Consider the following 26,601-nt stretch of genomic DNA (forward strand, 5'->3'; position numbering starts at 1 on the left):
AGGGTTCCGCAATGACGGTTATCAGTTCCACCCAGAATCCCGAAGCGTTGACCTTGACCCTCGTCGCTGAGTTCGATGCCAGCCCCGAACAGGTCTGGCAAATCTGGGAAGACCCGCGCCAGCTTGAGCGCTGGTGGGGTCCGCCCACGTGGCCGGCCACGTTCGAGCAGTACGAGTTCGAGCCGGGCGGGAAGGCCAGCTATTACATGACGGGTCCCGACGGCGAGAAGCCCCGCGGCTGGTGGCGCATCACGTCCGTCCAAGCTCCGAACAGGCTGGAGTTCGACGACGGTTTTGCCGACGAAAATGGCGCACCCGTCGAGGAGATAGGTGCCGGCCACGCGATCGTGACCATCGAGGAGACAGGCGACCGCACCCGCATGACCATCCTGTCCATCTTCGAATCAGAAGAACAGATGAAGAAGATGATCGACATGGGTATGGAAGAGGGAATGAAGGAGGCCGCCGGCCAGATCGACGCGCTCCTTTCGGAGCACTCCCGCGCCTGACCCTTCACTTCGAACAGGCCCGGAAAAGCGAACGACGGCGGGAGGTGACTCCCGCCGTCGTCGTCGCTTCGTGCCTCGAAGGTGCCGTTACAGGGACTGCGCGTCGAAGGACGTGGCCTTGGCAGCGCTGCCGGTCAGGCTGACAGTGAAGGTGTTGGGCCCGCTGCAGGTGACCGCGATGCTGGCCTTGGAGGTGTTGTGGCGCACCGAGAAGTCGTGCACCAGTGCGTCCAGCGTGTAGTGGGTGGTTGAGCGGTCCCAAATCTTGAGGGTTACGGAGTCGGCAGTTTCAAACGTCATTGTTCAGTGCTTCCATTCATGAATCCGGATATCCGGCCATCGCGCCAGTGCGAAGGCCGCCGTACAGCTTTTCCATAGTGCACAGCGAGGCGCGGACTGCTCAAGCCAGAACGGCGTTTGTTGCTAGTGAGACTCATCACAGCGGTGCCTAGTGGGATGCAAGACGCAGAGCGCCGAAGACCGGATCCTGGGTCAGAACCTGCAGAGTGTGGAGACCCCGGGCAGCAAGGGCTATCCGCATGGCCGCCTGCAAAGTGGGCTGGTTCATCCCTAGGCCACCGCCAAGGACGATGGGCCCCTCGATGTTCAATTGCCCAGCGCATTTCGCCGCCAACGAGGCAAGATCGGCCCCAGCCTGGAGGATCATGTCCAAGGAAGCGGTATGCCCCGAGGCCGCGCACTCGAAGACAATCGATGATTTCGACGCCCAAAACTCGCGTCCCGCGTCGCCATGGAAAAGGGCGATCAAACCTTCCGGGCCGAGGAGTCCACAAGATTTCATAAGCGCCTTCGTCAGTTCGTCCGGGCGCAGCCCGCTGTTCACGCGTTCAAGGCTGTACCTCACCGCTTCTCGACCGAACCAGTATCCGCTGCCTTCGTCGCCAAGCAAGTAGCCCCAGCCGCCCGCGCGCGCCTCGTCCTCGCCGTTAGTGCCCCAGGCCGCGGATCCGGTGCCGGCGATCACGGCGATTCCCGTGCTGCAACCTGCGGCCGCCAGCAGCAGGCGCGTGTCATGGACAACGGAGACGACGGCGTCGGGAGCCAATGGTTGGATCAGTTCCGTCAGCGCGTTCGCATCTTCGGGGGTGTCGATCCCTCCGGAACCAACCACCACCCGCGCAACGGACCCTCCCTGTAGGGTGGCGAAGACGCCCTCCAGATTGCGGCGGGCCTCGGCACGGCTCACGTTCTGGACATTGGCGCTGCCGCCGGAAGTATCGGCGACGGCGGTGCCATTCAGCCATTTGATGCCGCGCGTCTTCGAACCGCCGATGTCCAAACCTACGACCGCGCCGATGGTGCTGGGGTGCGTCACTCTTAGCCCTGGTCTGCCCGGTAGAAATACATCTCCCGCGATCCGGACGGGGCATCCCAGCCTTGGGCGAACATCCAGGTTCCGCCGAACTTGAGCAGGCCGCCCCAAGCCAGCGAGCCTCCCCTGTGCATCGCCTTCTGGGTGAACGGTTCGTTCACGTCGTAGAGCGCCTGCGCTGCGGAAAATTGGCCGTCTGCGTCGCCGTAGAAGAAGTCCAGGACCAGCTTGCCACCGTCGGTCCCGGGGTTGCCGCCGTCGTCGACAATGGCGCAAGCCACTTCGTGCAGTGAGCCGCCCAGCGGCCCAAGGTCCAGGTACTCCTGCGGTTCAAACGTCCAGTTCACCATGTCCGTGGACCGTCCCACATGCGTGGTCCCCCCGCAGCCCTCGGACAGATACATCAGGTAGTGCCCACCGATCTTGACGGCGTCGCCCTGGGCGTTCCGGGGGATGACCGCCCCCTTCGCCCAGAACCGCGAAACCTCGTAAGGGACAGCCAGGCCGAGCTTTTCCCAGTGGATCAAGTCGTCGGACACCGCGACATTGATGTCGCAGCCGACGTTGCCCAGGGGATAGACGTCCGGGTCTTGGCCGGCCTGCTCCTCGCTGCGGTCGATCGTCCAGATCCCGTTGTAGAACATGTAGTAGCGGCCATTGGCGTGGTACACCTTGGGATCTTCGCAGCCAAGGATCTCATTGTCCTGGGTGGGGTAGATGACCGGATTGGAGGGGCTGTCCTGCCACCCGGTTTCGGGATGGTAGACGGCGACGCCGATACGGCTCGAGACCGATTCCTTGCGGGGGGATGCGCGGTAGAAGAGGTAGAGCTTGCCGTCCCGCTCCATGACGGAGGGATTGAAGATTGAATCCGCGGTCCAGCCGATGCCGGTCGGATCGGCCCAGTCCTGGACTTGCCGGAACGTCAGGGAATCGTCCTTGCGGAACGGGCCCACCGCCCATTCCGGGTGCTCGGGATACGCGGCGGAAAACTGGTCGGTAGAAATGGTGTCGGTCAGCGGATTGCTGAACGTGAGCGCTCCCTCGTAGCTGTGGAGCAAGGCTTCTTTGGTGATTTTCTGCATGGGTTCTTCCTGTGGTGATAACTGTCAGTTGCGGACCAGCGTTACCCAGGTGAATCCACCCGGGGCTACAGTGACGCGGCCGGAGTGGTCGGCGCCGTTCTGGTCTGGGCCCGGTGTGACGGGCTGGCCGGAAGCGTCAAAGGCCTCCTGGCTCAAATGGAACCCTTGGGGCATGTCCACTTTTCGATCGGTGCTTCCCGTCGCCGCGCTGATGTACAGGGTCGATTGGCCTCCGGAACCGGAGACGGAAACCGAGGAAATCTGCGGCTGCAGCAGCACGCCGTCGATCGACACGTCGCTTTCGGCCTTGGCGGTCAGGCTGTCCTGGCCCGCCGGGATTGCGTGGTCAAGGGAGAACGGGAAGAGCTTGCCCGGAGCTGCCGTGATGCCTTGCTCCCCGGCGCCACCGTTGGGCGTGCTGCCGAGGAATGTGGTCCCGGATGTCCACGACGTCGTGCCGGCGGCTTCCGGGCGCTGGTTCACGATCGGGTATGCGTTCCGTGCCTGGTCCGAGACCGGGACCGTGATCTTCAGGGTGCCGCCCGCGTTGAGGGCGACGTATGCGCCGCCGGACCAGTTCGCCTCACCGGTCCATGCGGAGGCGGGTTTGACGACTGCGCCGCCGCTGATGGTGCCGGTCTCGGCCTCGGCCACCTTGAGTCCGTCCGTCCCCACGGTGCTGCTGATCCCCAAGGCCTTGGCCTTGAGCTCCGGATTGGCGTCCAAGGCGAGCATGGACAACAACGTGTGGATGGTGGATTCCGCCCCGGAGTTGGGGTTGACGCGTCCGTCGGTTTCGATGCCGTCGATCGCGGTACCTGTTGCCGGGTTGTAGGCGGGCTTTCCACTGCGGTTGGCACCGAAGTACCAGCCGGCAGCAACTGCCGCGACGTCCAGCAGGCCGGGAGCATTAGCGGCTCTTGCGGTCGCCACGAGTCCTTCGACCCGCGAGTCCACGCCATAGGCTATCTGCGCCTCACCCGGGGTCGGGCTCCAGGCATTGTCCGGTCCACCGGCGGCGAGGAGCTGCGGAGTGAATTGGGCGGAGTCCTTCACGGCAGCCGTCAACAGATCGGGGCGATGCAGTACCGGGGACGCGTTCGCGACGGCGGCCGCGGCCATTCCGCCCCAAGCGTGCCAGAGTGTCCGGGACTGGTTCCACGGAAGAATTGCGCCGAAGGGCCACTGCTGAACTGATCCCGAGGACATCCCGGCGACACCTTCGGTGAGCTGGTTCAGCGCGGTGGCGGCAGCTCCGTCGTCGGGCGCGGCCTTTGAGTAGGCGGAGAGTCCGAGCACGGCTTCCGCCGAGGCGTCCGCCCCTCCGGTGATCAGCCAGGCAGGGACCTTGGCACCGTCGGCAACGTCGTACTTCCCGTACTTGGCGAGCGACTGCTTGTTCAGGGACCCGACGGCGAGATCAAGCCTGGACTGCAGGAAGGCGGCAAACTGGGGATCGGCAGACTTGAACGCCGCATACCCTTCGCCCAGCGCCCACACGGTCCGGGCAAGCCAGTAGGACTCGGCCGAGTCGCTGGGGTCGGGAAGTTCCACAGGCTTGGCGCTCGGCGTCAGTGTGCCATCGGCTTGCTGCCACAAGACCACGTTGCCGGCATTGGGGCCGGATGTTGTCTGCAAATACGTCAGCTCGCGCAACAGGTCGAAGGCGCGGGTGCGGCTCGAGGCATCGCCGGTCTGCTGCCAATGGCGCAAGTAGACCACGGCGGTGCGCGCAATGTCGTCCGCGTTGAAGGCTCCCTGGCTCCAGTTGCCCGTGGCCGGGTCCTTGGAACCTCCGCCTACCCGCGTGTAACTGCCGTCGGCATTCTTGTTGGCGTACGTCCACGGTGCTTGTGCCGCGGGATGTTCACCGATCTGGTACGTCGTGTGGCCCTCCACGGCATGCAGGGGAACGATGTCCAGCAGGAAATTCAGGTGGGACAGGTTGGTCAACGGCGCCTGCGGTGCCGCGGCCGGCGCCTGCGGCGCAGCGGCCGGAACCGGCTGCGTCGCCGAGGCCACGCCTGCCCCGGCCAGGAGCATCGACAGCGTTGCAACAACTGCCACCGGGGCGGATTTCAGCCGTGCATAAACAAGGGGAGGTGTCATGTCTAACTCCTAGGGGGCGTGGAAGAAGGGCTGGACTAGTGAAGCGGTACTGCTTTTACGCGCGGTCCAGGCGTGCCACGCCGATCTTCGAATCAGCCATGCCATAGAAGACGAACAGTTGCTCGCCGATCTTCTCTATCGCCGTGGGGAAAACGACGTTGGGGACGATTCCCGAGATCTCGTCTTCCGTTTCCGGTGCCAGGAGCGGCTTGTCGCTGCGGGCGATGACGATCGAGGGATCGTCACTGTCGAGGATCATCGCAGCGGCTGTGTAGTTGACGTTCTGCTGGTGGTCGAAGGCGGACTTTTCCATCGATCCGGAAACGCCGTGGTAGATCAGGAGCCAGCCCTCGTCGACCCGGATAGGTGCCGGTCCGCCGCCGATCTTGAGTTCTTCGAAAGGGAACTCACTCAGGGCCACGAGCTTGTGCTTGCGCATGTGGACGAGGTTGCGGATGTCCTTCTCGACGTCGGCAACTGCGACGTAGGAAATCCAGATACCCGGGCGGTTATCATCGAGGCCGGCCGGCAGGTGCTCGCCTTCGCCCTCGCGGATCCAGCCGAGGTCCCACATGGGGCGGTGCAGCAAAGCGTAGGAGGGAACGCCGTCGGGATCGTTGACCGGTTCCGGGAAGAACACGGCGTCCTTGTTCGCGAACAGGTTCAAGTCCATGGACAAGTCCGCCTGGTACTCGAAATGGCAGGGACCCAGGCGGTCCCAGGTGCGCAGGTCCTCGGAATGGGCGAAGGCCAGGCGGGGACCAAGCGGTCCGTAGGCAACATAGGTCATGAGGTGGCGGCCGAGGGACGGCACCCAAGTGATGCGGGGATCTTCCGTTCCCGCATTGTTGAGGCCCCGTTCCCACCCTTCGTCCGGTGCCAGGACAACGCCCTGGCGCTCGACGCCGGATGGCACGCCGTCGTCGCCGATGATCACTTTGGCGAGCCCGACGCGGGAGACGTTGCCCTTCGCCACGAGGCGCGGCAGGAGGTACAGCTCACCGTCGGGTCCGCGGCCGCTGGCCGGGTTGAGGACGCCTTCGGCTTCGAACTCGTTCCCGTCCTCCGGGGTCATGATGACGCCGGCGCGGGTGAGGGTGAACGGGACGGTGGGGAGTGCTGAAGTTGAGGAAGTCATAGAGCTTAGCCCTTTACGCTTGAACCGATATTGGTGGAAATGAATTGGCGCTGGAAGAAGATGAACAACGCGACGGCGGGCGCCGCGAGGACGCAGGCACCGGCAAGGATGGCGCCGAACGGGTTGGATGCCGTGGCGGCGATGTTCGAGATGTAGTTCGCCAGGGAGACGGCGAGGGGCTGGATGGCCTGGTCCTTGGTGACGAGGAACGGCCACAGGAACTCATTCCACGGACCGATGAAGGTCAGCAGGATTGCGGTGACAATGGCGGGCCGGACCAGGGGGATCGCGATCTGCCAAAGGATCCTCAGCTCGCTGGCTCCATCGATGCGGGCGGCCTCGAACAAGGTGGAGGGGAGTTGCATGAAGTACTGACGGAACACGAACACTGCGGTGGAATTGATCGCGAACGGCAGGATCATGCCCAGGTACGTGTCGGCGAGTCCGTAGTCCCGCACGATCATGACGTACAGCGGAATGAGCAGGAGCTGGAACGGGATCATCTGCACCAGCAGCATCATTCCGAAGACAACCCCCTTGCCGCGGAATTGCATCTGGGCGAGCGCGTAGCCCACGAGGAGCCCGAAGACCACCGTGAAGAAGATGACGCCACCGGTGAAGATACCCGAGTTGACCAGGCCTTTCAGCAGGTCGATTGAGTTGTTGATGTTGCTGTAGTTCTCGCCGGTGATGTTCGCCGGGCTAGGGAAAGCTCCGCCCACCGAAGTGTCCGGGGAAGTCTGCAGCGAGCCGATGAACATGTAGTAGAACGGGAACAGGAAGACGAAAGCTCCCAGGGCCAGCAGCAAGAAGCTGCCCACGCCGAGGTTCTTGCGCTTCGCCACAGAACTGCCTTTGCGGGAGGCCGTGGATACAGGTGCCTCAGCACTGGAACCGGCTTCGGACGTCGCTCCTTCGGAGGCGCCGGCACGTGGCCTGCGGGCGTCGTCGTCGTCGTTCCTGAGAGGCGCTTTATTGAAAATCGACACGTCAGTCCTCCTTCCCGCCAACGAGGCGTTTCTGGATCAAGGCGATCAGCAGCACGCCGATCACGAGCACCACACCGAGGGCTGCGGCCACATCGGGATTCCCCTGCAGGATTCCCTTCTGGTACATCAGGAACACGGGCGAGGTCGAGGCTCCGTCCGGTCCGCCTCCGCCGGTGAGCAGATAGGGCTCGGTAAACAGGTTGGCTCCGGTAATGGTGGCGAGCAGGGTCACCAGCACGCTGGCCGAGCGCACTCCCGGAACGGTGATGTTCCAGAACTGGACCCATTTGTTCCCGCCGTCCACCGAGGCGGATTCGTAGAGCTCGTCCGGGATGTTCTGTAGGGCCGCCAGGTAAAGCAGGATGAAGAATCCCAATTGCTTCCACGTCACGTACAGGGCCACTGTTGGCATTGCCAGCCAGGAGTTCGTCAACCACGAGGGGTTCGGGGCCAGCGGGCCCAGAATGGCGTTGACCAGCCCGTCCTGCTGGAACAGGAACAGCCAGACTCCGACGACGGCGACGCTCGCCGTGACGTACGGGACGTAGTAGCTGACGCGGAAGAAGGTCTTGAGCCGCGTCACGCGGTTCAAGGCGTTGGCCAGGACCAAGGATAGCCCCACGGTCAGCGGCACGTTGATGATCAGGAAGATGCCGATGTTGGCGAAGGAACGTTGCACTTCGGGGTCGGACAGGACAGTGATGTAGTTGTCCAACCCCACGAAGGGACGGTCAACCTGGACGCCCGGAGCGGTGAAGAAGAACTGGTGGAAGGAGATGTAGACGGCATACCCGAGCGGGTAGGCCAGCACCGCAAGGACGAAGATGACGTAGGGGGCGCTGAACAGCAGTCCCAGTGGCTGGCGGCCCAGGAAGTTCTTGCGTTTCCTGGGCGCCGGCCGCTGGTCCACAGCCCGCCCCGCAGAGTCTCCCGTAGCGGGAACCCCAGCTGAGCGAAGTGACATGGGGATTCGCCTGCTACTTCTGGGCTGCCAGTTGGTTGATCTTGTCGGATGCACCCTTGAAGGCGTCATCGATGCTCTGGTTGCCAAAGATCACGGACTTGCTCCAGGCATCCCGGAAGGTCTGCCAGATCTGCACCGAGTTGGTCACGTTGGGAACTTCCACCGTGCGTGCGGCTTCGTCGGCGAAGGTCTTGTAGGCCGGGTTCTGGCTGAAGTAGTCCGCGTACGTGGTGGCCAAGTCCTTGCGCATCGGCATCTGGCCCGTTCCGGAGAGGAGCTTGCCGTCCTGTTCCTTGCTGGTGGCGAACTTCATGACCTCCCAGGCGGTTCCTTGGTTTTTGCACGAGGAGTACATGGCGATGTTCTTGGCGTCGGAGAAGGTGGAGCCGTCGGTCTGGGCTTGCGCACCCGGGACCGGGACCGTGCCCCAATTCACCTTGCCCTTGTAAGCGGCGACGGCCCAGGGGCCTGCGAGGGACATGCCGGCCTTGCCGTCGGCGAAGGAGTCACCCTTGTACGCTTCCTTGGATGCCAAGTTCTCCTTGTAGAGGGTCTGGAACATGGTGGCGACCTGCTTGCCTTGATCGCTGTTGAAGGTGGACTTGCCATCCTTGAGCAGGGTCGTCCCACCCGAATTGGCTGCATAGAACGGGTAGAAATCGAACCAGGGCTGGTAGAAGTCGCTCGTGGGCGAAGGCCACACGGCATTGGCGACGGCGCCGGACTTCACGAGGGTGCGGGCAGTGTCCAGGAACTCGGACTGCGTGGCAAGCTTGGGCTTTTCCGGGTCCAGGCCGGCCTTCGCGAAGACGTCCTTGTTGTAGAAGAGGACCACCGGGTTGGACTTCCACGGAAGCTGGTACGTCTTGCCGTCGGAGGACTTGTACTGGTTGGCGAGATCGCCGGTGCGGTCCTTGATGTACTGTGCGCCGTCCGGGAAGGAATCCAGCGGGACCAAGCCACCCTGCTTCTGGAACTGCGGAACAGCTACCGGGGCCGTGTTGAAGACCAGGCAGGGGGCGTTGCCGGCGGTAATTGCCGCCCCGATGACCTCTTCGGAGCTCTTGCCTGCCGGGATTTCCTGGGCATCGACTTGCTGGTCGGGGTGGGCGGCGTTCCAGGAGGCCACCATGTCCTTGCCCCACTTCACCTCGAACTCGTTGTTTGAGTACCAGATCTTGATGGGACCCTTGGCCGTGGTGGCGGAGTTCGCTCCAGAAGCCGTGCTGCTGGAGGCGCCTCCACCGCATGCGGCCAGGCCGGCTCCGATAACGGCAATAGCGGTAAGGGAGAGGACTCTCGAACTAATTTTTCCGTGCTTCATTGCAACTCCTTTTGCGGGTAAAAACTGAAAATGCGGTGGCGACATTGCCGTCAAACGGGAATGGCAAATAACCCCACCCGATTGCGGGTAGATCGGTATTAGTAAGGATTATTTATTCGGCATGCTGGGGACCGGCCCAGTGGATGCGCGGACTACCAGTTTTGGAGATGGCAGATAGACGTCTTCCGCAGGGGCTCCGCCGAGGAGGCTAAGCAGCTGCTGGGCGGCAACCCGCCCCCAGAGCAGCGGATCGGCGGGGACAGTCGTCAACGGAGGATTGAGGTACCTGGCGAGCTCGGTGTCGTCGTAGCCGGTGATGGATAGATCATCGGGAACCGCCAGTCCGAGGGACTGGGCGTAGGACTGTCCGGCGGTGGCCATCAGGTCGTTCGCGTAGATGATCGCAGTTGGCCGTTGGGCCGAGCGAAGCAATTCCGCGGTAGCCGCCAATCCGCCCGCTGCGGTGAAGTCCGCCTCGATGAAGGAACCGGCCCCGAGCCCGGCTTTCGCCATGGCGTTTTGCCACGCCAAGCGCCGGCTTCGGCCGTGGATGTAACTCTGCGGTCCGCCCACGTGGCCGATTTTGGTGTGTCCCAGGGAAACGAGGTGCTCGACGGCGGCCGCAATGCCTTCGGTATCGTCCATGCAGACAGCAGGGAACGGCGAGGGGGTTTCGGGCCGGTTAAGGGTGACGGCCGGAATCTTGAGGCTCGTCAACAAAGCGATCCGGGAGTCGTCAACCCTCATGTCCGTGAGGATGACGCCGTCCACGCGGCTGTCGGCAGCCAGCTTCCGATAGCCCAGTTCCTCGGCGTCGGCGCTTGCGGCCACCGTCAGGACCAGGACGTATTCGTGCTCGACCAAGGTGGTCTCGATCCCGGCGATGAATGCGGGGAAGAAGGGATCAGTTCCCAGAAGCCGGGGGTCCCTTGCCACCACGAGTCCGACGGCGAAGGCTTTGGCAGAAGACAGGCTCTTGGCTCGAAGATTCGGCTTCCACCCTAGTTCCCGGGCTACCCTGAGAATGCGCTCCCGGGTGTCATCACTGACGCCGGGCTGCCCATTCAACGCGTACGAGACGGCACCCTTGCTCACGCCGGCTGCCTGCGCAACGTCGTTGATGGTCACTGTCATGTTTGCCTCATTGCCACTTGGTGATTGGGGTCACTGAACCGGTTTTGTTATCTCTACTGAACCGGTTCAGGGAACTCTTGTCAAGGGCAAACGGGAAATTGATCGGTATGTGCGGGTCGTTTCCAGGCCGTCGACGACACTGGGGATCGCTCCGACGACACCGGCGGCCGCCCCGTCGTCGGAGCGGCCGCCAGTGTCAAAACGCTGCGGGTGTTAGTGCTCTGTGCCTGCTGCGGCAGCTTTCTTGGCTTCTTTCTTGGCGTCCTTTTCTGCGCGCAAGGCTTCCGATTCCTGCTGTTCTTCGGCCTTTTCCTGATGGATGACCTCCGCGAGGAGTTTCTCCATCTCTTTCGCTACGCCCGCGGCGGAAGCAGGGTTCTGCCCGGTCACCAAGCGGTCGGAGACTACAACCTTCTCTGCGAAGACGTCGGCGAAGACGTGGATCGCACCCTGTTCCTTGAGCCGATCGGCCAAGAAGAACGGGATGACCTTGTCCATTCCTGCGGCAACTTCTTCGTCGTTGGTGAAGGCGGCCACCTCCCGGCCCCCGACGAGCCTGAAGCCGTCGGCCAGGTCCACGTTCACCAGGCCCGCGGGTCCGTGGCAGACCGCGCCCACCACACCGCCGGCGTCGTAGACGCTCGCGACAAGTTTCTGGAGTCCTTCGCTGTCCGGGAAGTCCCACATGGTGCCGTGGCCTCCCACGAGGAAGACTGCGTCGTACTGGCCCGGATCAACAACGTCCACGCGGGCAGTGTTGTAGAGGCCGGCCCGTGTGGCCTCGTCTTCCGTGAAGGCAACCTGGATGGGATCTTTCGAGTCCACCTCGTCGCGCGGGGGCTGACCGCCCTGGATGGATGCGAAGTCGACGAAGTGTCCGGAATCCTTGAAGACCTTCCAAGGATGTGCAGCCTCGGCCACGTTGTAGCCGGTCTTCTTTCCCGTATCGCCAAGCTCGGAAACGCTGGTTAGTACCATGAGGATTTTCTTCATGAAATGCTCCTATCGTCCACATTCCACCCTACGCCTAGCCCAAATTCAGGCCCACCCCGGCGCTGCAGGACCCAACTAGCTCGCAGTTGTTGTCGTTATGAGGGCTCAAAACGACAACAACTGTCAGTCAGTTGGGAGGGGGCAGGACGACTCAGCAGCCTTCGAAATCGGTGAGCACCTTGACCTTGTCCGCCGACGCCGACGTTGGGTCGAAGGCGTAGCCGAGCCATTCCCGTGCGAGCCTGCTGGCCAGTTCCACCCCGACGACGCGCTGGCCCATGGTGAGCACCTGGCAATCGTTGGACAGGATGGACCGCTCCACGGAGAAGGGATCGTGGGCCGTGGTGGCGCGGATGCCGTCCACTTTGTTCGCGGCGATGGCCACGCCGATTCCGGTACCACAGAACAGGATGGCACGGTCTGCATGGCCGTCTCGAATGAGTTCGCCGGCCTTGATCCCTACGTAGGGGTAGGGCGTGGTGAATTCTTCGGTGGAGTCGCTGCGGTTGACGCCGATGTCGATGATTTCGCTGACCCGCGGATCGTCCCGCAAGTCCGCCATAATCCGGTCTTTGTAGTCCACGCCTGCTTCGTCGGCGCCCAGGATGAGTCGGAAACGTTTCGTGGTCATGCCGTGACCTTCCCGGCACTCACAACATGCGGGCCCATGACGGTGAAGATCATCGCCAGTGACGTGGCTCCGGGGTCTGCTGTGCCCAGGCTCTTCTCGGCGAGCGGCCGGGCCCTTCCTTTGAGGGGACGGAGCGCGGCCGTAGCTTGCGCAGCCGAGGTGGCCGCCGAGGCAGCTTCAGCCCAGGCACGCTCCGGAGGGACACCCTCGGAGACGCGTTCACTGAAGGTTTCGGCGAAGGGGAGCAGGGCATCCACCATGGTCTTGTCGCCTATCTCGGCCTTGCCCAGTTCGGTGATCCGCGCGGCGAACGCTGTCACGGCTGCGGCGAGTCCAGCCGGTTCCGGCGCCTCGTCGTTGCCAAGGGATTCGCCGAAGGCGCGGAGGCCTGCGCCCCACAGAACGCCCGAGGTTCCCCCCGCTTTGTCCGCCCAGGCATCGCCTGCGGCACCCAACATATCGCCGGCTCCCGCGCCACCGGCCAACGCAGCAACCGCTGCCGCGGTTGCGGCGTCAATTCCGCGTACCATTCCGCGGCCGTGGTCGCCGTCGCCCGCTACCGCGTCCATGTCGCCGAGGCGCGATTCGGCGTCGTGCAGTGCTTTCCGCGCCGCCTCGAGCGCGTCCGCGCAGCTCGCGGCGTAGTTGCGCGAGTCCAGGGTGGCCGCGAAAGCGATAGCCTCAGCGCCGCCGTCGTACGCCTCCTCCGAAAGCAAACCGCCAGCAAGGGTGGCGTTGCCGCGCCGGTAAGCCGGTGTTTCAGCGGGTGCCGTCCACAGCGGTTCGAGTTCTTCGTCGAGCCAGGTGATGGTGAGGGAGACGCCGGACATGTCCAGGCTCGTGACCAGTTCGCCGACCTCCGGCATGACCAGGGTGTAGCCGGCTGAGCGCAGCAACGGGGCCACGGTCAGCCACAGGACGAAGAGTTCTTCGTGCTTCGTGGAGCCAAGTCCGTTGAGGATGACGGCGAGGCGGTTGCCCGCTCCGTGCGGGGTTTCCGCCAGCAGCCGAGCGACGAGTTCCTGGCCGAGTTCCTTGGCCGGCGGGAGCTCGGTGTCGAACAATCCGGGCTCGCCGTGGATGCCCAGGCCAAGTCCCATCTGCTTGTCGTTCAGCGTGAACAGGGGCGCTTCGGCGCCGGGGAAGGTGCAGCCATGGAAGGCGCTGCCGATGGTGCGGGTCAGGTCATTGGCTTTGCGGCCCAAGCGCACGACGTCGGCCAGTCCGGCTCCCGCTTCGGCGGCGGCGCCCATGATCTTGAAGACCGTGAAGTCGCCCGCGATGCCGCGGCGTTTCGCGGATTCCGACGGCGGTGCGCTCGCGATGTCGTCCGTCACCAGCACGTTTTCCACGGCAATGCCTTCTGCAGCCAAGCGCTCGCTGGCCATGCCGAAGTTCAGGACGTCCCCGGCATAGTTGCCGTACGTGAACACCACGCCGGCCCCGGAATCCGCAGCCTTGGCCACGGAATAGGCCTGTTGGGCGGAAGGCGAGGTGAAGATGTTGCCCACGACGGCGCCGTCGGCCAGTCCCGCGCCGATGAGTCCGGCGAATGCCGGGTAGTGCCCGGACCCGCCGCCGGCCAGGACGGCCACCTTGGGCTGCTCGGGACGACGGCGGCGCACTGCGCCGCCGGGAACCTGGCGCACCAGGCCGGAGTGGAGGTCGCAGAAGCCGGCGAGGGCTTCGTCTGCGAAATCGGCGGGATCATTGAAGATTTTGGTCATCGTGGGCTCTTTCGGCTACGGATGTGGGGACTGCTAGTGGATGTGGCTTCCACCGTTGATGTCGATGGTGGTGCCTGTGAGGTAGGCGGATTCCTCGGAAGAGAGGAACGTGATGACGGCCGCGATTTCCTCGGTGGTGGCGTTGCGGCCCAGGGGAATCCCGGCGTTGATGGCGGCTTCCTGCTCGTCGGTGCTGCCGACGCGGATGTTCGTGTCCACGGCGCCCGGAGTAATGGCGTTCACGGTCACGCCGGTGGCGCCGATTTCGCGTGCCAAGGCCTTGGTGAAGCCGAGGATAGCGGCTTTTGCGGCGGAGTACGGGACCTTGCCGAAGACGCCGCCCCCGCGCTGGGCGGAGACGGAGGACATGTTCACGATGCGGCCCCAGCCGTTGGCGATCATGTCCGGCAGGAAGGCCTTGGTCACCAGGTAGGTGCCGGTGGCGTTGACGTCCATGATCTTGTGCCACAGTTCCAGCGTGGTTTCGAGGAACGGCACTGGCGAGGTGATGCCCGCGATGTTCGCGAGGGCGCCGACGGCGGGGAGGTTGCCTGCGCTGATCTCGGCGGCGACTGCGTTGTACGCCGCGGTGACGGAAGCCTCGTTGGCGACGTCGATCTCGTAACCGAACGCGGGGACGTTGAACTGGTTGCCGATTTCCGCCGCGACCTTGGCGGACTTCTCGCCGTCGAGGTCCAGGATCACGACGGCCCAGCCATCATTGGCGTAGCGGCGTGCGGTGGTGATGCCGATTCCCCGGTCCGAGGTTGCCCCGGTGAGGACTGCGGTGCGCTGGATGGTGGTGGTCATGATGCTCCTTGAATTTGTTGGTGTGAAAGTCAGATGAGGTCTGTGATGTAGCTGGCGGCTTTGGCGGCCGCCGCCGGACGCTCGTCGTGGGTGACGTCGCGGGTTTCGAGCTCGAGCGAGAAATGGCCGCTGTAACCGGTGGCTGCGAGCGAGCTGAGTCCGGCGGCGAAGTCCGCCTGGCCGTTTCCGATGCTCAGGTTGATGTTGCCCGGAACGGCGTCCCGCAAGTGGACATGGGCTATCCGGCCCCGATGGCGTTCGATGTATTCCAGCGGATCTTCGCCCGCGGCGACAATGTGGCTGAAGTCCATGACAATCCCGACGCCGGAGCCCGCCAGCCGCGTGGCGAGCTGTTCTGCGCGGTCCAGGTTCCAGCAGAACCGGAGGAAGTGCAGCGATTCTGTCCAGAGTTCGACGCCGAACTCCGCCGCGCGCTGTCCGGCACCGACGAGTTGGGCTGCGATGGTGTCCAGGTCCTCGTCGAGGCCGCGGACGGGATCGTGGGACAACGCTCCGCACGGGAGGACCAAGGCCTTCGCCCCGGTGTTGGCCGTAAGGGTGAGGAGTGCGTCGAGGTGACTTTCGCGGGCGGCGCGCTGGCCGGCGTCGAGTACTGCGTTGAGGTCTCCTATATCGCCGTTGACCGAACGGACCCGCAACCCTGAGGCGACGACCTCCGCGGTCACGGCCGAGACGGCGTCGGAATCAAGCTCATAGGGAACGTGATCGCAGACGCCCGGCAGCGCGCCGAGGTCGATTTCCTCAAAGCCCAAACCGCCGATGGTGCGCAGGGCGGCGGGCAGATCCTGGTGCCGGAAGCTGATGGACGAGCAACCGAGTCGGGAGTTGAACATCTTCGTTTCCTCCAGTCGTGCCCGAAGGCAGTAGTGATGGGAACCACAGTAGCTAAGTTAACTGTTAACAGTCAACCCTTGAAGTTGACTGTTGACAGAAATGGATGATGCAGGTCACACTGGCGTATCATGTGTTAACAGTCGACAGTGCTGAAGCGCCTAGCCTCAGTCGCTCTTCGAAAGGGATTCACCAATGAGCAAAGAAGCTCTGACCATGCGCGGTCCGGTCCACGGCACCAAGGACGCCAGGCGCGTCGCCATCGGCTCCGGAGTGGGCGCGGTTATCGAAACCTATGACTTCATCGGATTCGGCACCGCGGCTGCCCTATACTTCGGAACGGCGTTCTTCCCCACGGGCGACCCCGTGACAGGTACCCTCGCCGCTTTCGCGACCCTCGGCGTCGGCTTCGCGGCCCGTCCCATCGGTGGCATCATCGGCGGCCATCTGGGCGACAAGCTGGGTCGCAAGCCGGTCCTCGTGGCTTCCCTCATCCTGATGGGGGTGGCCACCTTCCTGATCGGCCTGCTTCCCACCTACACCCAAGTGGGCCTGTTGGCTCCGGCACTGCTGGTGTTCGTCCGCATCGTCCAAGGCCTGGCCTTCGGAGCCGAATGGGGCGGAGCCATTCTGATGAGTTATGAGCACGCGCCCTGGAAGAAGAAGGGAAAGTACACCGGCATCGTCCAGGCCGGATTCCCGGTGGGCCTGCTGCTGGCCAACCTGGTCTTCCTTGTCAGCGTCCAGCTCGGCGGCGAACTCGCCTGGCGCATCCCGTTCCTCGCCAGCATCGTCTTGGTTGTCGTTGGCTTGATCATCCGCTCCAAGGTCCCGGAATCTCCCGTCTTCGACGAGGTCAAGGACAGCGGCGCAATCGTGAAGTCGCCCATCGTGGAGGTCCTGAAGACCGACTGGCGCAACATCGTCAAGGGCATCGGCCTCCGGATCGCCGAGACCGCAGGCTACGCCGTCTCCATCACGTACATGATTTCCTACCTGAACAGCCAGCATTTGGCCGATAAGACCCAGACGCTGGTGGCTCTCTGCATCGCTTCGGCCATCGGCATCTTCGCCACCCAGGCCTGGGCGCGGCTCACGGACAGGATCGGACGGCGCCCCGTCTACATCTGGTCCTGCGCCTTCGCCGTGCTGTTTGCCATCCCGATGTTCCTGCTGGTCAACACCGGTTTGTTCATCTTCATCATTGCCACGATCGCCGTCTCCTACGGTGTCTGCCAGAACTCGCTCGCCGGTGCCCAGGGCGCCTGGTTCCCCGAGCTTTTCCAGGCGAAGACCCGCGCTTCAGGAGCCTCGCTGGCCTACCAGATCTCAGCCACGATCTCCGGCTTCACCCCCTTCATCACCACGCTGCTCTTCGTCGCCATGGGCTGGATGGGCCCGGCATTGCTCTTCGGCCTGTACGCAGCCATCGGTCTCTGGGCGGCATTGGCTACCCGCGAAACCTGGGGCAAGAAGGAACGCCAGTTGGCCGATGAGGCCACCAAAAGCACTCCCCAGTCGGTGAATGTCTAATGACGGTGGCGCAGGAACAAAACACGGCAGGACGAATCGGAGAAACCGCGATGGAACGCATCGAACGCGTGCGCGCTGCCGCAACCCGGATCCGGCACCACGCCCTCAACATGGGCGAAGTCCAGGGGCAGGGCTACGTCGGACAGGCACTCGGTGCGGCGGACATGCTCGCCGCGGTCTACGCGGACCAGCTCCGCTACCGGGCCAATGATCCCGAGTGGGAGGGCCGGGACCGTTTCCTCCTTTCCACCGGCCATTACGCAATCGGCCACTATGCAGCCCTGGCGGAGGCCGGGATCATTCCCGTGGAGGAGCTCGAAAGCTACGGCTCGGACGATTCCCGCCTCCCCATGTCCGGGATGTCGACATACACGCCGGGCATGGAAATCTCGGGAGGGTCGCTTGGCCACGGGCTCTCCATCGCTGTCGGAATTGCCCTTGGCCTCCGGCACCGCGCTCAATCGGGAGAGGGCTCCAGCGCGAGGGTGTACAACTTCCTCTCCGACGGTGAGCTTGACGAAGGGTCCACGTGGGAAGCCGCCATGGGCGCGCACCACCACCAGTTGGGCAACCTGACCGCCATGGTGGACATCAACGCCCTGCAGGCGGATGGCAAGACGGACACCGTCCTCCGGACCGAACCCGTGACGGAGAAGTGGGAAGCCTTCGGTTGGTACACGCAGCGGGTGGACGGGAACGACGTCGGTGCGTTGCTGGCTGCGTTCGACAACGCGGCTAGCCAGGCCGCCGCCGTCGGGCGTCCTTCCGTCATCCTGTGTGACACGAAGGTGGGCCGCGGCGTGCCGCTGCTCGAAGAACGCGAAAAGGCGCACTTCATGCGCATCGAAGAACACGAATGGCAGCTCTGCCGCAAGCAATTGACCGCAGGATCCAACGGGAAGGCCGGCCGATGAGCACCGTCACCGCTTCGAAAGGCGCAGCTTTGAAAGGCGCAGCATCCAAGCTGAAAACGTCGGCCATGATCGCGTCCTTCGCCGACCCGGGCCAGAAGACTTCGTCGGCGCCTTTCGGCCACGCTTTGGTGAAGGCCGCCGAGGCCGACCCGCGAATCGTCGGACTCACCGCCGACCTCGGCAAATACACGGACATGCATATCTTTGCGAAGGCGTTCCCGGAGCGGTTTTTCCAGATGGGCATGGCCGAGCAGTTGCTCTTCGGTGCGGCGGCAGGCTTGGCGGAGACAGGTTTGATTCCGTTTGCCTCAACCTATTCTGTGTTCGCCGCGCGCCGGGCCTACGATTTCCTGTGCCTCGACATCGCCGAGCCGAACCTGAACGTGAACATCGTGGGCGGGCTCCCGGGCCTGACCACGGGCTACGGCCCCAGCCACCAGGCCACCGAGGACATGGCGATCTTCCGTGGCATGCCGAATCTGACCATCGTCGATCCGTGCGATTCCGTGGACATCGAACAGGCCGTGCCGCAGCTGGCAGCCAGCGACGGGCCTACGTACCTGCGCCTCCTCCGCGGCAACGTCCCCACCGTGCTGGACGAGTACGACTACACGTTCGAACTCGGCAAGGCGAAGGTGCTGCGCGGCGGAAACGACGTCGTGTTCGTCTCGAGCGGGCTCATGACCATGCGTGCGCTGCAGGCAGCGGAGGCGCTCGCCGCACACAAGGTGGATGTCGCCGTCGTGCACGCGCCCACCATCAAGCCGTTCGACGCCGCCACCGTCCTGGCGGAACTGAACACCGATCGCCTGGCGGTCACGCTGGAGAACCACAGCGTGGTGGGCGGCTTGTTCGAAACCGTGGCCTCGGCCGTGGTCACCGCCGGGCTGGGCAAGCGCGTGGTTCCCGTTGCACTTCCCGACGAGTTCCTCGACGCTGGCGCGCTGCCCACCCTGCACGAGCGCTACGGATTGTCCGTGCAACGGATCGTGGCAAAGGTCCTCGCGGAACTGGGCTGACCCGGTTCTTCAAAGGACGCAGGAGCGCGGAGCAGGCGTGGGCCGGTTCCGCGCTCCTGACGTAAGATCAACAGTTAACACACCGACTGTAAACAGTCGACCACTGACATTGAGGACGGACATGATGGCCGGAGCAACAGCACCCCTCCTGGGACTGGAAAAGAAGAGCCTCCGCGAGCAGGCGCTCTCTGCCCTGCGCACCGCCATCACGAGCGGCGAGCTGGCGCCCGGCCGGCACTTGGTGGAGACCGAGCTGTCGGACATGCTCCAGATCAGCCGCGGAACGCTCCGGGAAGCCCTGCGTCAACTCGAGCAGGAGGGTCTGCTGTCTGCAGGACCCCGCGGCCGGCTTTCCGTCCGGCACCTCGATGCCAAGGAAATCCGCGATATCTACTCCGTGCGGGCGGCCCTCGAGTCCCTTGCGGCGCGCACGCTCTGCGAGCTGCCGGACCGCCAACAGGTGATCACTTCGCTGCGTACCGCCATCGATGCCATGGCGGCCGCCGCCAAGGGAAGCCTCGAGGAACGGATCGAGTCCGATCTGGAATTCCACCGCACCATGTGCCGCCTCACGGGCAACGAGACCCTGCTCCATTCCTGGGAATCGCTGGAGGGATCCATCCGGATGTCCATCATGTTCGCCGGCCTTGAAAAGGGCGTCAAGAACATGAGCGTCGAGCGTCACCACGACATTGTGGCCGCCATCGAGACCGGCGACGTATCCCTGGCCCGCAAAACCATCCTTGAGCACATGGACAGCGCTGCCGCGGAGCTGGTGGCTTAGCGCTCGACGGCGGCACATCGAGTGAGGGCATCTCTGAACCTGTCGCCACAGCGGTGTTACATGTAACATGGATTCCATGGCAGTTCGAGATCGGGTCAGCGAGTACCGTAAGCGGATGCGCGAACACGGCTTCCGCCCAATCCAGGTGTGGGTACCGGACGTTCGGGCCGACGGTTTCGACGCCGAAGCACACCGGCAGGCCGCTGCCGCAGCAGCTGCTGATCGCCAGTCCGATGACCAGGAGTTTATCGAGGCTGTGTCAGCGCCTTGGGACGAAGAGTGAACCGTGGCGAACTCTGGACCGTGGCTGGCGGTGTCTACGCCTCCAAGCCGCGGCCAGCGCTTGTGATCCAGGATGACCGATTCGACGTCACCGATTCCGTCACGGTTCTTCCTCTGACAACAAACCTCATCGACGCACCCCTCCTTCGGGTCAGTGTCTCAGCCTCAGAGCTGTCCGGCTTGCGGCAGGAAAGCCACGTGATGATCGACAAGTTGACGACGGTCCGGCGTTCCAACGTGCAAAGCCGCGTCGGCCGTTTGACATCCGCACAGCTCGTAGAGATTGAAAGAGCTTTGCTGGTGTTCCTTGGACTTGCCGGTTAGCGCATCGCCGGGTGGCGGCACCTCCGTTGGGGGTCACTGCCAGTACCCCTCAAGACAGAGACTCCCTGATGTTCTCAACACGCTGTTTCCTTAAATCATGACTCGTCCCGAAACCACGTTGCCGGCTCCGGTTCCTCCCTCGTCCATGGCCGATGCGCCCCGCGCACGGCTCACGCTCATGATTGCGTCGCTGGGATTTTTCCTGATCACCCTCGACATCCTGATCGTCAACGTCGCGCTCACCAGCATCGGCAAGGAACTCGGGGGCGGAACAGCCAGCCTGCAATGGGTCATCGACGGCTACACGCTGATGTTCGCTTCGCTACTGCTGTTCGCGGGTAACCTGTCGGACCGGATCGGCGCGAAAAGAGCGCTGGGATGGGGCATCGCACTGTTCCTGGTGGCGTCGGTCGCGTGCGCCCTCGCGCCGACGTCGGGGATCCTCATCGCTGCCCGCTTCCTCCAAGGAGGTGCGGCATCGATCATGCTGCCGGCGTCGATGGCGCTGATTCGGCAGGCCTTTCCCGATCCCCGCCGTCGCGCACATGCGCTGGGGATCTGGGCAGTCGGCGGGGCCGTGGCTGGAGCAGTGGGACCCCTTGTCGGCGGGCTCCTCACCACCCTGGACTGGCGGCTCGTATTCGGCATCAACCTTCCCGTGTGCATCGCGATGCTGGTGCTCCTGGCTTCCGTTGCCACGTCGCCCCGACGGCCGACTCCGTTCGACTGGGCCGGGCAGGCTGCGGCGATCGTTGCCCTGACCACGTTGATGTATGGCCTCATCACGGGAGGGACCGAGGGGTTCGGCACGGTGCCCGTCATCGGGAGCCTGGTACTGGCAGCCGTAAGCCTCACGGCCTTCCTCTTGATTCAGGCGCGCGGCCGGCACCCGATGATGCCGCTTGAACTGTTTCGCTCCACCGGCATGAGAATCTCGCTCTCGGTGGGCTTCGCGTTCATGGTGGGCCACTTCGGCACGGTGTTTGTCGTCAGCCTTTTCCTCCAGCAGCACCTCGGGCTGACGCCACTTCAGGCCGGTTTCACGTTCCTTCCGTCCGCGGCGTTCAGCATCGTCGGCAACATCGTCAGCGGAACCCTCTCGAACCGGTTCGGGACGCGGGTGCCGGTGGTTGTCGGATTGACGTCCATGGTGGTGGGACTCACCGCGATGCTTCTCACCGCACCGTTGGGATCGCCGCTACTCGTCGGTGCCTTCCTGATTTTCACGGGTTCCGGCGGATCGATCGCGATGCCGCAGGTCACCGCCGTCGTGCTCGCGAGCGTGCCGAGCGAAAAGGCGGGCACGGCCAGCGCAGTCTTCAATACTTTCCGCCAAGTGGGCGGCGCCGTCGCCATCGCAGTCTTCGGCGCCCTCATCGCCGATCGCAGCAACTTCGTCCACGGGATGCAGACCAGCTTCATCATCGCGGCGTCGCTGCTCCTCCTTACCGCGTTCGCCAGCCTCTTCCTCCATTCACCGGGCGCCGCCAAAAGCTAGGGAGCGCCCTCCCGCGAGCTCACCGGCCGATGTAGGCCGCCAAATGCTCGCCGGTAAGGGTGGATCGCCCTGCGATGAGGTCGGCGGGGGTGCCCTCGAAAACGATCTGTCCGCCGTCGTGACCGGCGCCGGGGCCAAGGTCGATAATCCAGTCGGCATGCGCCATGACCGCCTGGTGGTGCTCGATGACGATGACCGACTTCCCGGAGTCGACAAGCCGGTCCAGCAAGCCGAGCAGCTGTTCGACGTCGGCCAGGTGCAGGCCCGAGGTGGGCTCGTCGAGAACCAGCACGCCGCCCTTTTCGCCCATGTGGGTGGCCAGCTTGATCCGCTGCCGCTCGCCGCCGGAAAGGGTGGTGAGCGGCTGGCCGAGGCTGAGGTATCCGAGTCCGACGTCGGCCAGCCGCTGCAGGATTGCGTGCGCTGCGGGGATCCTGGATTCGCCCGCGGAGAAGAACTCCTCGGCCTCTTTCACTGACATCGCCAACACCTCGGCGATGTTGCGGCCGCCGAGGCGGAATTCGAGCACCGACGCCTGGAACCTCTTGCCTTCGCATTCCTCGCACGGAGTGGAGACCGTGTCCATGAACCCGAGATCCGTGTAGATGACGCCCGCGCCGTTGCAGGTGGGGCATGCGCCCTCGGAGTTGGCACTGAACAGCGCAGGCTTCACGCCATTGGCCTTCGCGAACGCCTTCCGGATGGGCTCGAGCAGACCGGTGTACGTCGCGGGGTTGCTCCGCCGCGAACCCTTGATCGCCCCCTGGTCAATCGAAACGACGCCGTCCCGCTTGGACAACGAGCCGTGGATCAGCGAGCTCTTGCCGGATCCGGCGACGCCCGTGACGACAACCAGGACCCCGAGCGGAATGTCGATGTCGACGTCGCGCAGGTTGTTCTCGCTCGCGCCACGGATCTCCAGTGCGCCGGCGGATGCCCGCACCGTCTTCTTGAGGGTTGAGCGGTCCTCGAGGTGGCGCCCGGTCAGGGTGCCGCTGGAACGCAGCCCTTCGAGGGTGCCTTCAAAGACCACTTCGCCACCGGCGGTGCCCGCGCCGGGACCGAGGTCGACGACGTGGTCGGCGATCGCGATCGCCTCCGGTTTGTGCTCCACGACGAGTACGGTGTTGCCCTTGTCCCGCAGTTGCAGCAGCAGCTTGTTCATGCGCTGGATGTCGTGCGGGTGCAAGCCGATGGTGGGCTCGTCGAAGACGTAGGTGACATCGGTGAGCGAGGAGCCCAGGTGCCGGATCATCTTGGTGCGCTGTGCCTCACCGCCGGACAGCGTTCCGGCCGGCCGGTCGAGCGAGAGATAGCCGAGCCCGATCTCCGCGAAGGAGTCGAGGAGGTGCCGCAGTCCCTTGAGGAGTGGTGCCACGGAGGGTTCGTCGAGGCCGCGCACCCATTCGGCAAGGTCGCTGATCTGCATCGAGCAGGCGTCCGCAATGCTGATTCCCTTGATCTTGGACGAACGGGCCGCCTCGGTGAGCCGGGTTCCGTTGCAATCGGGACAGATCGTGAAGGTGATGGCCCGCTCCACGAAGGCGCGGATGTGTGGCTGCATTCCCTCCGGATCCTTGGAGAGCATGGACTTCTGGATCTTGGGAATCAGGCCCTCGTAGGTCAGGTTGATTCCCTCGACCTTGATCTTGGTGGGCTCCTTGTGGAGCAGATCGTGGAGTTCCTTCTTGGTGTACTTGCTGATCGGCTTGTCCATGTCGAAAAAACCGGAGCCGCTGAAGATGCGCCCGAACCAGCCATCCATGCTGTAGCCCGGGATGGTGAGCGCGCCCCCGCTAAGTGACTTGCCGGCGTCGTACAGTGCGGTGAGGTCGAAGTCGGTGACCGAGCCCCGTCCTTCGCAACGCGGGCACATGCCGCCGGTGATGCTGAAACTCCGCCGCTCCTTCGTGGTGGTACCGCCGCGCTCGACAGTGACCGCGCCCGCGCCCGAGATCGAAGCGACGTTGAACGAGAACGCCTGGGGCGATCCGATGTGCGGCTGGCCGAGCCGGCTGAAGAGCATGCGCAGCATGGTGTTCGCATCCGTGGCGGTACCCACGGTGGAGCGGGGGTTCGCGCCCATCCGCTCCTGGTCGACGATGATCGCCGTCGTGAGCCCCTCGAGCAGGTCCACATCCGGCCGCGCCATGGTCGGCATGAACCCTTGCACGAAGGTGCTGTACGTCTCGTTGATCATACGCTGCGACTCCGCGGCGATCGTGGCGAACACGAGGGAGCTCTTGCCCGAACCGGAGACGCCCGTGAACACCGTCAACCGACGCTTCGGCAGCTCGATGCTGATGTCCTTGAGGTTGTTTTCCCGTGCGCCCTGTACGCGAATCAGATCGTGGGTGTCGGCAGTATGAAGCTCAGGCGACTGGGTGTCCGTGCTCGTGGCCGTGCTCATCGTGTCTCCATCTTTTACGCGGGGTCGTCTTCGGTCTTCGTCGGCTATCGCTTGGCTAGTGAGGATCCTGAAGCAGCCCGAGGACATTGCCGTCCGGGTCGGTGACGGTGGCCACCAAACGGCCGCCCCCGACGTCGCGGGCTGCTTCCTTCAGCGTAGCGCCGGCGGCAGTCACCTCTGCCAGCTTTGCCTCGATGTCCGAAACGTGCCAGTAGGCGACGGGCGAGGTCATGGCTTGCGGTCCGCCTCCAGGGACGAGCCCGATGTGCTGGCCCGCGACGTCGAAGCCGACGTAATACGGTCCGTCGGCCTGCGGCGGCGTCCCGAGCAAAGCGGTGTACACCGCCTTCGCGGCGGCGAGGTCGGAAACGGGATGCAGCACGGTCTTGATTCCCTCGTTGGAAGAGTCGCTCATGATCACTCCTGAAGTCATTAGGGGACGAAGCTGGCGTGGACGGTGTTGTCCATGACCGCCATTCTAGGCGCGGCCCGGGAGCAGCGCTTCTCCATTCCTGACCGGTCTTGTTGCGGGATATTCGTTGTATGGACATCCCCGGTGAGTGGTGCCACCATGGCCGAATACGGGGCCTTGGCGCCGCGCCAGGGCAAGAGCGTGGCTGGAGGAAGCAATGCCGGAATCCGATCTCGACCTGATGGTGGAGAAGTACCACCGAGCGCTCGATGCATTCATCAGGGGAGACCCGGAACACCAGAAGAAACTGTTCTCGAAGCGCGACGACGTCACGCTCGCTAATCCTCTCGGCCCGCCTGCGCGGGGCCCGAGTGCAGTCGAGGCGACCATGGATCGGGCGTCTTCCGGGCTCAGGGAGGGCGAGCCGATCAGGTTCGAGCGAATCTCCGGCGATGCCGGGACGGAGCTTGCGTACATCGTCGAAATTGAATGGGCGCGGGCCAAAGTTGGCGGATCTGATGAGGTGTCCCCGATTCCCCTTCGGGTGACGACGATTTTCCGCCGGGAAGACGGTGAGTGGAAGGTCGTCCACCGGCACGCGGATCCCATTCTTTCCCCGCGGCCAATCGAGTCGCTCGTCCAGAGCTAGTGTGGCCCAAGGTGCCGGATCAACGCGTCGAGGATCGGCACCTGCCCGCTCACCAATTTGGTGCGGGCGACGGCTTCCGTGGCCCACATGGCGTCGTCAATCTCCGGATAGCTCCGGATGACACCTGATCCGCGCGGCCACTCAAGCTCGAACGTGTTGCTCACGATGTTCTCCGGTTCAAAATCCGACTCCGCCGTGAAAGCCGCCACGAGTTTGCCCGACGGTTGCCGGAAGATGCCTAGCTGGTGATACTCGACGGCCGGCGGGGGAGTGCCTATCTCCTCGGCGAATTCGCGCTTCGCGGCCATCAGGGGGTCCTCATCCTCGAGGTATTCGCCTTTGGGAATTGACCAGGCGCGTGCATCCTTGTGGGCCCAGAAGGGTCCGCCCATGTGGGCTATCCATACTTCCAATTCCGTAGTGGAGCTCCGGCGGAACAACAGAATGCCCGCGCTTCGAACTGTCATTTGCCCTCCCAGGCACAGGTTATCCGCCGGGCCGGGAAGCCGGAACCCGCAGTACGCCAACGGCCTCCGCCAGGTAAGGCCCCGGATCCGGATCCGTGCCGGCGGCCCATTGCATCCAGGCCTCGAACGTCGCCCCGAGATAGGCGGCGCACAGATAGCGTGCCGCGCTTTCGCGGACGCCCTGCGCAACGAGGTAAAGCCGTGCCCGGTCCCGTTGTGGAGCCAAGGCATCGTAGCTCCTGCTCGCCAGCTCCGGGTGCTCTGCGATCAGGCGCAGGCGCCCTCGCGTTACGGAAAGGTCGGGGATCGCCGAAATCCCGGCGATGGCGGCCGCCCGCAGTCCTGCGAGGATACCGCCGTCGGACGCTCCGCCGTCGGACGGCTCCGCTGTGCGGGCGGCCTCCAGCACACGGCCCGAAGCTTCCACTACCGGTTCCATGCCGCCCCAGACGAGATCAGCCTTGCTGGGGAAGTAGCGGTACAGGCTCTTCCGCCCGATTCCCGCCTCGCGCGCGATGTCCTCCATTGACGTCCGCTCGTAGCCGTTCTCGGCAAAAAGCCGGAGCGCGACGCCGGCCACGGCGTCGGGATCAATCGTCGCCGGGCGTCCGGTGGAGCGCCCGATGACGGGCTTCGTATGGTCTGAGGGCATCTCTCCAGTATCCACTCTTACATAATGACACGGAGTGTCATAAAGTGGACGGAAAGCCA

General features: G+C 64.1%; 27 protein-coding genes. 9 read left to right on the plus strand and 18 right to left on the minus strand.

Annotated elements, in window-relative coordinates:
- Positions 1 to 11 precede the first annotated feature (11 nt).
- A complete protein-coding gene (locus tag QRN51_RS11020) occupies positions 12 to 509 on the plus strand; it encodes an SRPBCC family protein (RefSeq protein WP_284989888.1) in 498 nt (165 codons plus the stop codon).
- 87 nt (positions 510 to 596) lie between these two features.
- Here the strand turns inward: QRN51_RS11020 and QRN51_RS11025 are convergent, their stop codons facing one another.
- From QRN51_RS11025 to QRN51_RS11090, 14 genes are all read right to left on the minus strand, one after another.
- Positions 597 to 809: a hypothetical protein gene (locus QRN51_RS11025; RefSeq protein ID WP_284989890.1), complete on the minus strand. Its 213-nt coding sequence runs from the start codon at positions 807 to 809 to the stop codon at positions 597 to 599.
- A gap of 148 nt (positions 810 to 957) precedes the next feature.
- Positions 958 to 1,845: an N-acetylglucosamine kinase gene (locus QRN51_RS11030; protein ID WP_284989892.1), complete on the minus strand. Its 888-nt coding sequence runs from the start codon at positions 1,843 to 1,845 to the stop codon at positions 958 to 960.
- A gap of 2 nt (positions 1,846 to 1,847) precedes the next feature.
- Positions 1,848 to 2,927: a glycoside hydrolase family 130 protein gene (locus QRN51_RS11035; RefSeq protein ID WP_284989894.1), complete on the minus strand. Its 1,080-nt coding sequence runs from the start codon at positions 2,925 to 2,927 to the stop codon at positions 1,848 to 1,850.
- 24 nt (positions 2,928 to 2,951) lie between these two features.
- Entirely contained in the window at positions 2,952 to 5,036 is a 2,085-nt protein-coding gene (locus QRN51_RS11040; RefSeq protein ID WP_284989895.1) for a hypothetical protein, read from the minus strand.
- Between the two features lie 55 nt (positions 5,037 to 5,091).
- Positions 5,092 to 6,174, minus strand: coding sequence for a glycoside hydrolase family 130 protein (locus QRN51_RS11045; protein WP_059389407.1), 1,083 nt, complete (start codon positions 6,172 to 6,174; stop codon positions 5,092 to 5,094).
- A 5-nt stretch (positions 6,175 to 6,179) separates the two neighbouring features.
- Complete coding sequence (locus QRN51_RS11050; RefSeq protein ID WP_253257461.1) at positions 6,180 to 6,935, minus strand: carbohydrate ABC transporter permease; 756 nt, start codon at positions 6,933 to 6,935, stop codon at positions 6,180 to 6,182.
- Between the two features lie 229 nt (positions 6,936 to 7,164).
- A complete protein-coding gene (locus QRN51_RS11055) occupies positions 7,165 to 8,127 on the minus strand; it encodes a carbohydrate ABC transporter permease (protein ID WP_059389408.1) in 963 nt (320 codons plus the stop codon).
- 13 nt (positions 8,128 to 8,140) lie between these two features.
- Positions 8,141 to 9,451 (minus strand): extracellular solute-binding protein, encoded by a 1,311-nt coding sequence (locus tag QRN51_RS11060; protein WP_059389409.1) that lies wholly within the window; start codon positions 9,449 to 9,451, stop codon positions 8,141 to 8,143.
- 108 nt (positions 9,452 to 9,559) lie between these two features.
- The gene (locus QRN51_RS11065; protein ID WP_284989900.1) at positions 9,560 to 10,585 is read right to left on the minus strand and encodes a LacI family DNA-binding transcriptional regulator; all 1,026 of its coding nucleotides are present in this window, start codon (positions 10,583 to 10,585) and stop codon (positions 9,560 to 9,562) included.
- 213 nt (positions 10,586 to 10,798) lie between these two features.
- Positions 10,799 to 11,578, minus strand: coding sequence for a type 1 glutamine amidotransferase domain-containing protein (locus tag QRN51_RS11070; protein WP_284989902.1), 780 nt, complete (start codon positions 11,576 to 11,578; stop codon positions 10,799 to 10,801).
- Between the two features lie 151 nt (positions 11,579 to 11,729).
- Entirely contained in the window at positions 11,730 to 12,209 is a 480-nt protein-coding gene (locus QRN51_RS11075; RefSeq protein WP_284989904.1) for an RpiB/LacA/LacB family sugar-phosphate isomerase, read from the minus strand.
- Positions 12,206 to 13,936, minus strand: a complete 1,731-nt coding sequence (locus QRN51_RS11080) for a dihydroxyacetone kinase family protein (RefSeq protein ID WP_284989906.1) — start codon at positions 13,934 to 13,936, stop codon at positions 12,206 to 12,208. The genes QRN51_RS11075 and QRN51_RS11080 overlap by 4 nt, the downstream gene beginning before the upstream one ends.
- A gap of 33 nt (positions 13,937 to 13,969) precedes the next feature.
- A complete protein-coding gene (locus tag QRN51_RS11085; protein ID WP_284989908.1) occupies positions 13,970 to 14,746 on the minus strand; it encodes an SDR family NAD(P)-dependent oxidoreductase in 777 nt (258 codons plus the stop codon).
- Between the two features lie 29 nt (positions 14,747 to 14,775).
- The gene (locus QRN51_RS11090; protein ID WP_284989909.1) at positions 14,776 to 15,600 is read right to left on the minus strand and encodes a sugar phosphate isomerase/epimerase family protein; all 825 of its coding nucleotides are present in this window, start codon (positions 15,598 to 15,600) and stop codon (positions 14,776 to 14,778) included.
- Positions 15,601 to 15,793: 193 nt separating this feature from the next.
- On the opposite strand from QRN51_RS11090, the gene QRN51_RS11095 reads away from it, so the two are divergent.
- From QRN51_RS11095 to QRN51_RS11125, 7 genes are all read left to right on the plus strand, one after another.
- Positions 15,794 to 17,131 (plus strand): MFS transporter, encoded by a 1,338-nt coding sequence (locus QRN51_RS11095; protein ID WP_284989910.1) that lies wholly within the window; start codon positions 15,794 to 15,796, stop codon positions 17,129 to 17,131.
- 50 nt (positions 17,132 to 17,181) lie between these two features.
- The gene (locus QRN51_RS11100) at positions 17,182 to 18,045 is read left to right on the plus strand and encodes a transketolase (protein ID WP_284989911.1); all 864 of its coding nucleotides are present in this window, start codon (positions 17,182 to 17,184) and stop codon (positions 18,043 to 18,045) included.
- Positions 18,042 to 19,064, plus strand: coding sequence for a transketolase family protein (locus QRN51_RS11105; RefSeq protein ID WP_284989912.1), 1,023 nt, complete (start codon positions 18,042 to 18,044; stop codon positions 19,062 to 19,064). The genes QRN51_RS11100 and QRN51_RS11105 overlap by 4 nt, the downstream gene beginning before the upstream one ends.
- A gap of 124 nt (positions 19,065 to 19,188) precedes the next feature.
- Entirely contained in the window at positions 19,189 to 19,848 is a 660-nt protein-coding gene (locus QRN51_RS11110; RefSeq protein WP_284989965.1) for a GntR family transcriptional regulator, read from the plus strand.
- 76 nt (positions 19,849 to 19,924) lie between these two features.
- The gene (locus tag QRN51_RS11115) at positions 19,925 to 20,131 is read left to right on the plus strand and encodes an antitoxin MazE family protein (RefSeq protein WP_059389418.1); all 207 of its coding nucleotides are present in this window, start codon (positions 19,925 to 19,927) and stop codon (positions 20,129 to 20,131) included.
- Positions 20,128 to 20,454, plus strand: coding sequence for a type II toxin-antitoxin system PemK/MazF family toxin (locus tag QRN51_RS11120; protein WP_284989914.1), 327 nt, complete (start codon positions 20,128 to 20,130; stop codon positions 20,452 to 20,454). Before QRN51_RS11115 ends, QRN51_RS11120 begins: the two co-directional genes overlap by 4 nt.
- A 97-nt stretch (positions 20,455 to 20,551) precedes the next feature.
- Positions 20,552 to 21,952: an MFS transporter gene (locus QRN51_RS11125; protein ID WP_284989916.1), complete on the plus strand. Its 1,401-nt coding sequence runs from the start codon at positions 20,552 to 20,554 to the stop codon at positions 21,950 to 21,952.
- A gap of 19 nt (positions 21,953 to 21,971) precedes the next feature.
- Here the strand turns inward: QRN51_RS11125 and QRN51_RS11130 are convergent, their stop codons facing one another.
- Both QRN51_RS11130 and QRN51_RS11135 read right to left on the minus strand, forming a co-directional pair.
- Positions 21,972 to 24,362 carry an ATP-binding cassette domain-containing protein gene (locus QRN51_RS11130; RefSeq protein ID WP_284989917.1) on the minus strand — a complete coding sequence of 797 codons (2,391 nt, stop codon included), beginning with the start codon at positions 24,360 to 24,362 and terminating at the stop codon, positions 21,972 to 21,974.
- Between the two features lie 55 nt (positions 24,363 to 24,417).
- Positions 24,418 to 24,777 carry a VOC family protein gene (locus tag QRN51_RS11135; protein WP_059389423.1) on the minus strand — a complete coding sequence of 120 codons (360 nt, stop codon included), beginning with the start codon at positions 24,775 to 24,777 and terminating at the stop codon, positions 24,418 to 24,420.
- A gap of 214 nt (positions 24,778 to 24,991) precedes the next feature.
- Between QRN51_RS11135 and QRN51_RS11140 the strand changes: the two genes are divergently transcribed.
- Complete coding sequence (locus QRN51_RS11140) at positions 24,992 to 25,423, plus strand: YybH family protein (RefSeq protein ID WP_284989918.1); 432 nt, start codon at positions 24,992 to 24,994, stop codon at positions 25,421 to 25,423.
- On the opposite strand, the gene QRN51_RS11145 is transcribed toward QRN51_RS11140, so the two are convergent.
- Positions 25,420 to 25,890: an NUDIX hydrolase gene (locus QRN51_RS11145; protein WP_059389425.1), complete on the minus strand. Its 471-nt coding sequence runs from the start codon at positions 25,888 to 25,890 to the stop codon at positions 25,420 to 25,422. The two genes, QRN51_RS11140 and QRN51_RS11145, sit on opposite strands and share 4 nt — an antisense overlap.
- A gap of 19 nt (positions 25,891 to 25,909) precedes the next feature.
- Entirely contained in the window at positions 25,910 to 26,542 is a 633-nt protein-coding gene (locus tag QRN51_RS11150) for a TetR family transcriptional regulator (RefSeq protein ID WP_284989919.1), read from the minus strand.
- Between the last annotated feature and the right edge of the window lie 59 nt (positions 26,543 to 26,601).

Origin of the sequence: Arthrobacter sp. efr-133-TYG-120 (genome assembly GCF_030209785.1) — a bacterium.
Taxonomy (GTDB): domain Bacteria; phylum Actinomycetota; class Actinomycetes; order Actinomycetales; family Micrococcaceae; genus Arthrobacter.

Bases quoted from the DNA above. Each gene is read 5' to 3' on its own strand.
- QRN51_RS11025 (WP_284989890.1), bottom strand. From the start codon at position 809: ATGACGTTTGAAACTGCCGACTCCGTAACCCTCAAGATTTGGGACCGC.
- QRN51_RS11140 (WP_284989918.1), top strand. From the start codon at position 24,992: ATGCCGGAATCCGATCTCGACCTGATGGTGGAGAAGTACCACCGAGCG.
- QRN51_RS11090 (WP_284989909.1), bottom strand. From the start codon at position 15,600: ATGTTCAACTCCCGACTCGGTTGCTCGTCCATCAGCTTCCGGCACCAG.
- QRN51_RS11100 (WP_284989911.1), top strand. From the start codon at position 17,182: ATGGAACGCATCGAACGCGTGCGCGCTGCCGCAACCCGGATCCGGCAC.
- QRN51_RS11135 (WP_059389423.1), bottom strand. From the start codon at position 24,777: ATGAGCGACTCTTCCAACGAGGGAATCAAGACCGTGCTGCATCCCGTT.
- QRN51_RS11040 (WP_284989895.1), bottom strand. From the start codon at position 5,036: ATGACACCTCCCCTTGTTTATGCACGGCTGAAATCCGCCCCGGTGGCA.
- QRN51_RS11060 (WP_059389409.1), bottom strand. From the start codon at position 9,451: ATGAAGCACGGAAAAATTAGTTCGAGAGTCCTCTCCCTTACCGCTATT.
- QRN51_RS11130 (WP_284989917.1), bottom strand. From the start codon at position 24,362: ATGAGCACGGCCACGAGCACGGACACCCAGTCGCCTGAGCTTCATACT.
- QRN51_RS11125 (WP_284989916.1), top strand. From the start codon at position 20,552: ATGACTCGTCCCGAAACCACGTTGCCGGCTCCGGTTCCTCCCTCGTCC.
- QRN51_RS11110 (WP_284989965.1), top strand. From the start codon at position 19,189: ATGGCCGGAGCAACAGCACCCCTCCTGGGACTGGAAAAGAAGAGCCTC.
- QRN51_RS11150 (WP_284989919.1), bottom strand. From the start codon at position 26,542: ATGCCCTCAGACCATACGAAGCCCGTCATCGGGCGCTCCACCGGACGC.
- QRN51_RS11035 (WP_284989894.1), bottom strand. From the start codon at position 2,927: ATGCAGAAAATCACCAAAGAAGCCTTGCTCCACAGCTACGAGGGAGCG.
- QRN51_RS11115 (WP_059389418.1), top strand. From the start codon at position 19,925: ATGGCAGTTCGAGATCGGGTCAGCGAGTACCGTAAGCGGATGCGCGAA.
- QRN51_RS11055 (WP_059389408.1), bottom strand. From the start codon at position 8,127: ATGTCACTTCGCTCAGCTGGGGTTCCCGCTACGGGAGACTCTGCGGGG.
- QRN51_RS11085 (WP_284989908.1), bottom strand. From the start codon at position 14,746: ATGACCACCACCATCCAGCGCACCGCAGTCCTCACCGGGGCAACCTCG.
- QRN51_RS11070 (WP_284989902.1), bottom strand. From the start codon at position 11,578: ATGAAGAAAATCCTCATGGTACTAACCAGCGTTTCCGAGCTTGGCGAT.
- QRN51_RS11050 (WP_253257461.1), bottom strand. From the start codon at position 6,935: ATGTTCATCGGCTCGCTGCAGACTTCCCCGGACACTTCGGTGGGCGGA.
- QRN51_RS11075 (WP_284989904.1), bottom strand. From the start codon at position 12,209: ATGACCACGAAACGTTTCCGACTCATCCTGGGCGCCGACGAAGCAGGC.
- QRN51_RS11105 (WP_284989912.1), top strand. From the start codon at position 18,042: ATGAGCACCGTCACCGCTTCGAAAGGCGCAGCTTTGAAAGGCGCAGCA.
- QRN51_RS11020 (WP_284989888.1), top strand. From the start codon at position 12: ATGACGGTTATCAGTTCCACCCAGAATCCCGAAGCGTTGACCTTGACC.
- QRN51_RS11080 (WP_284989906.1), bottom strand. From the start codon at position 13,936: ATGACCAAAATCTTCAATGATCCCGCCGATTTCGCAGACGAAGCCCTC.
- QRN51_RS11095 (WP_284989910.1), top strand. From the start codon at position 15,794: ATGAGCAAAGAAGCTCTGACCATGCGCGGTCCGGTCCACGGCACCAAG.
- QRN51_RS11065 (WP_284989900.1), bottom strand. From the start codon at position 10,585: ATGACAGTGACCATCAACGACGTTGCGCAGGCAGCCGGCGTGAGCAAG.
- QRN51_RS11145 (WP_059389425.1), bottom strand. From the start codon at position 25,890: ATGACAGTTCGAAGCGCGGGCATTCTGTTGTTCCGCCGGAGCTCCACT.
- QRN51_RS11045 (WP_059389407.1), bottom strand. From the start codon at position 6,174: ATGACTTCCTCAACTTCAGCACTCCCCACCGTCCCGTTCACCCTCACC.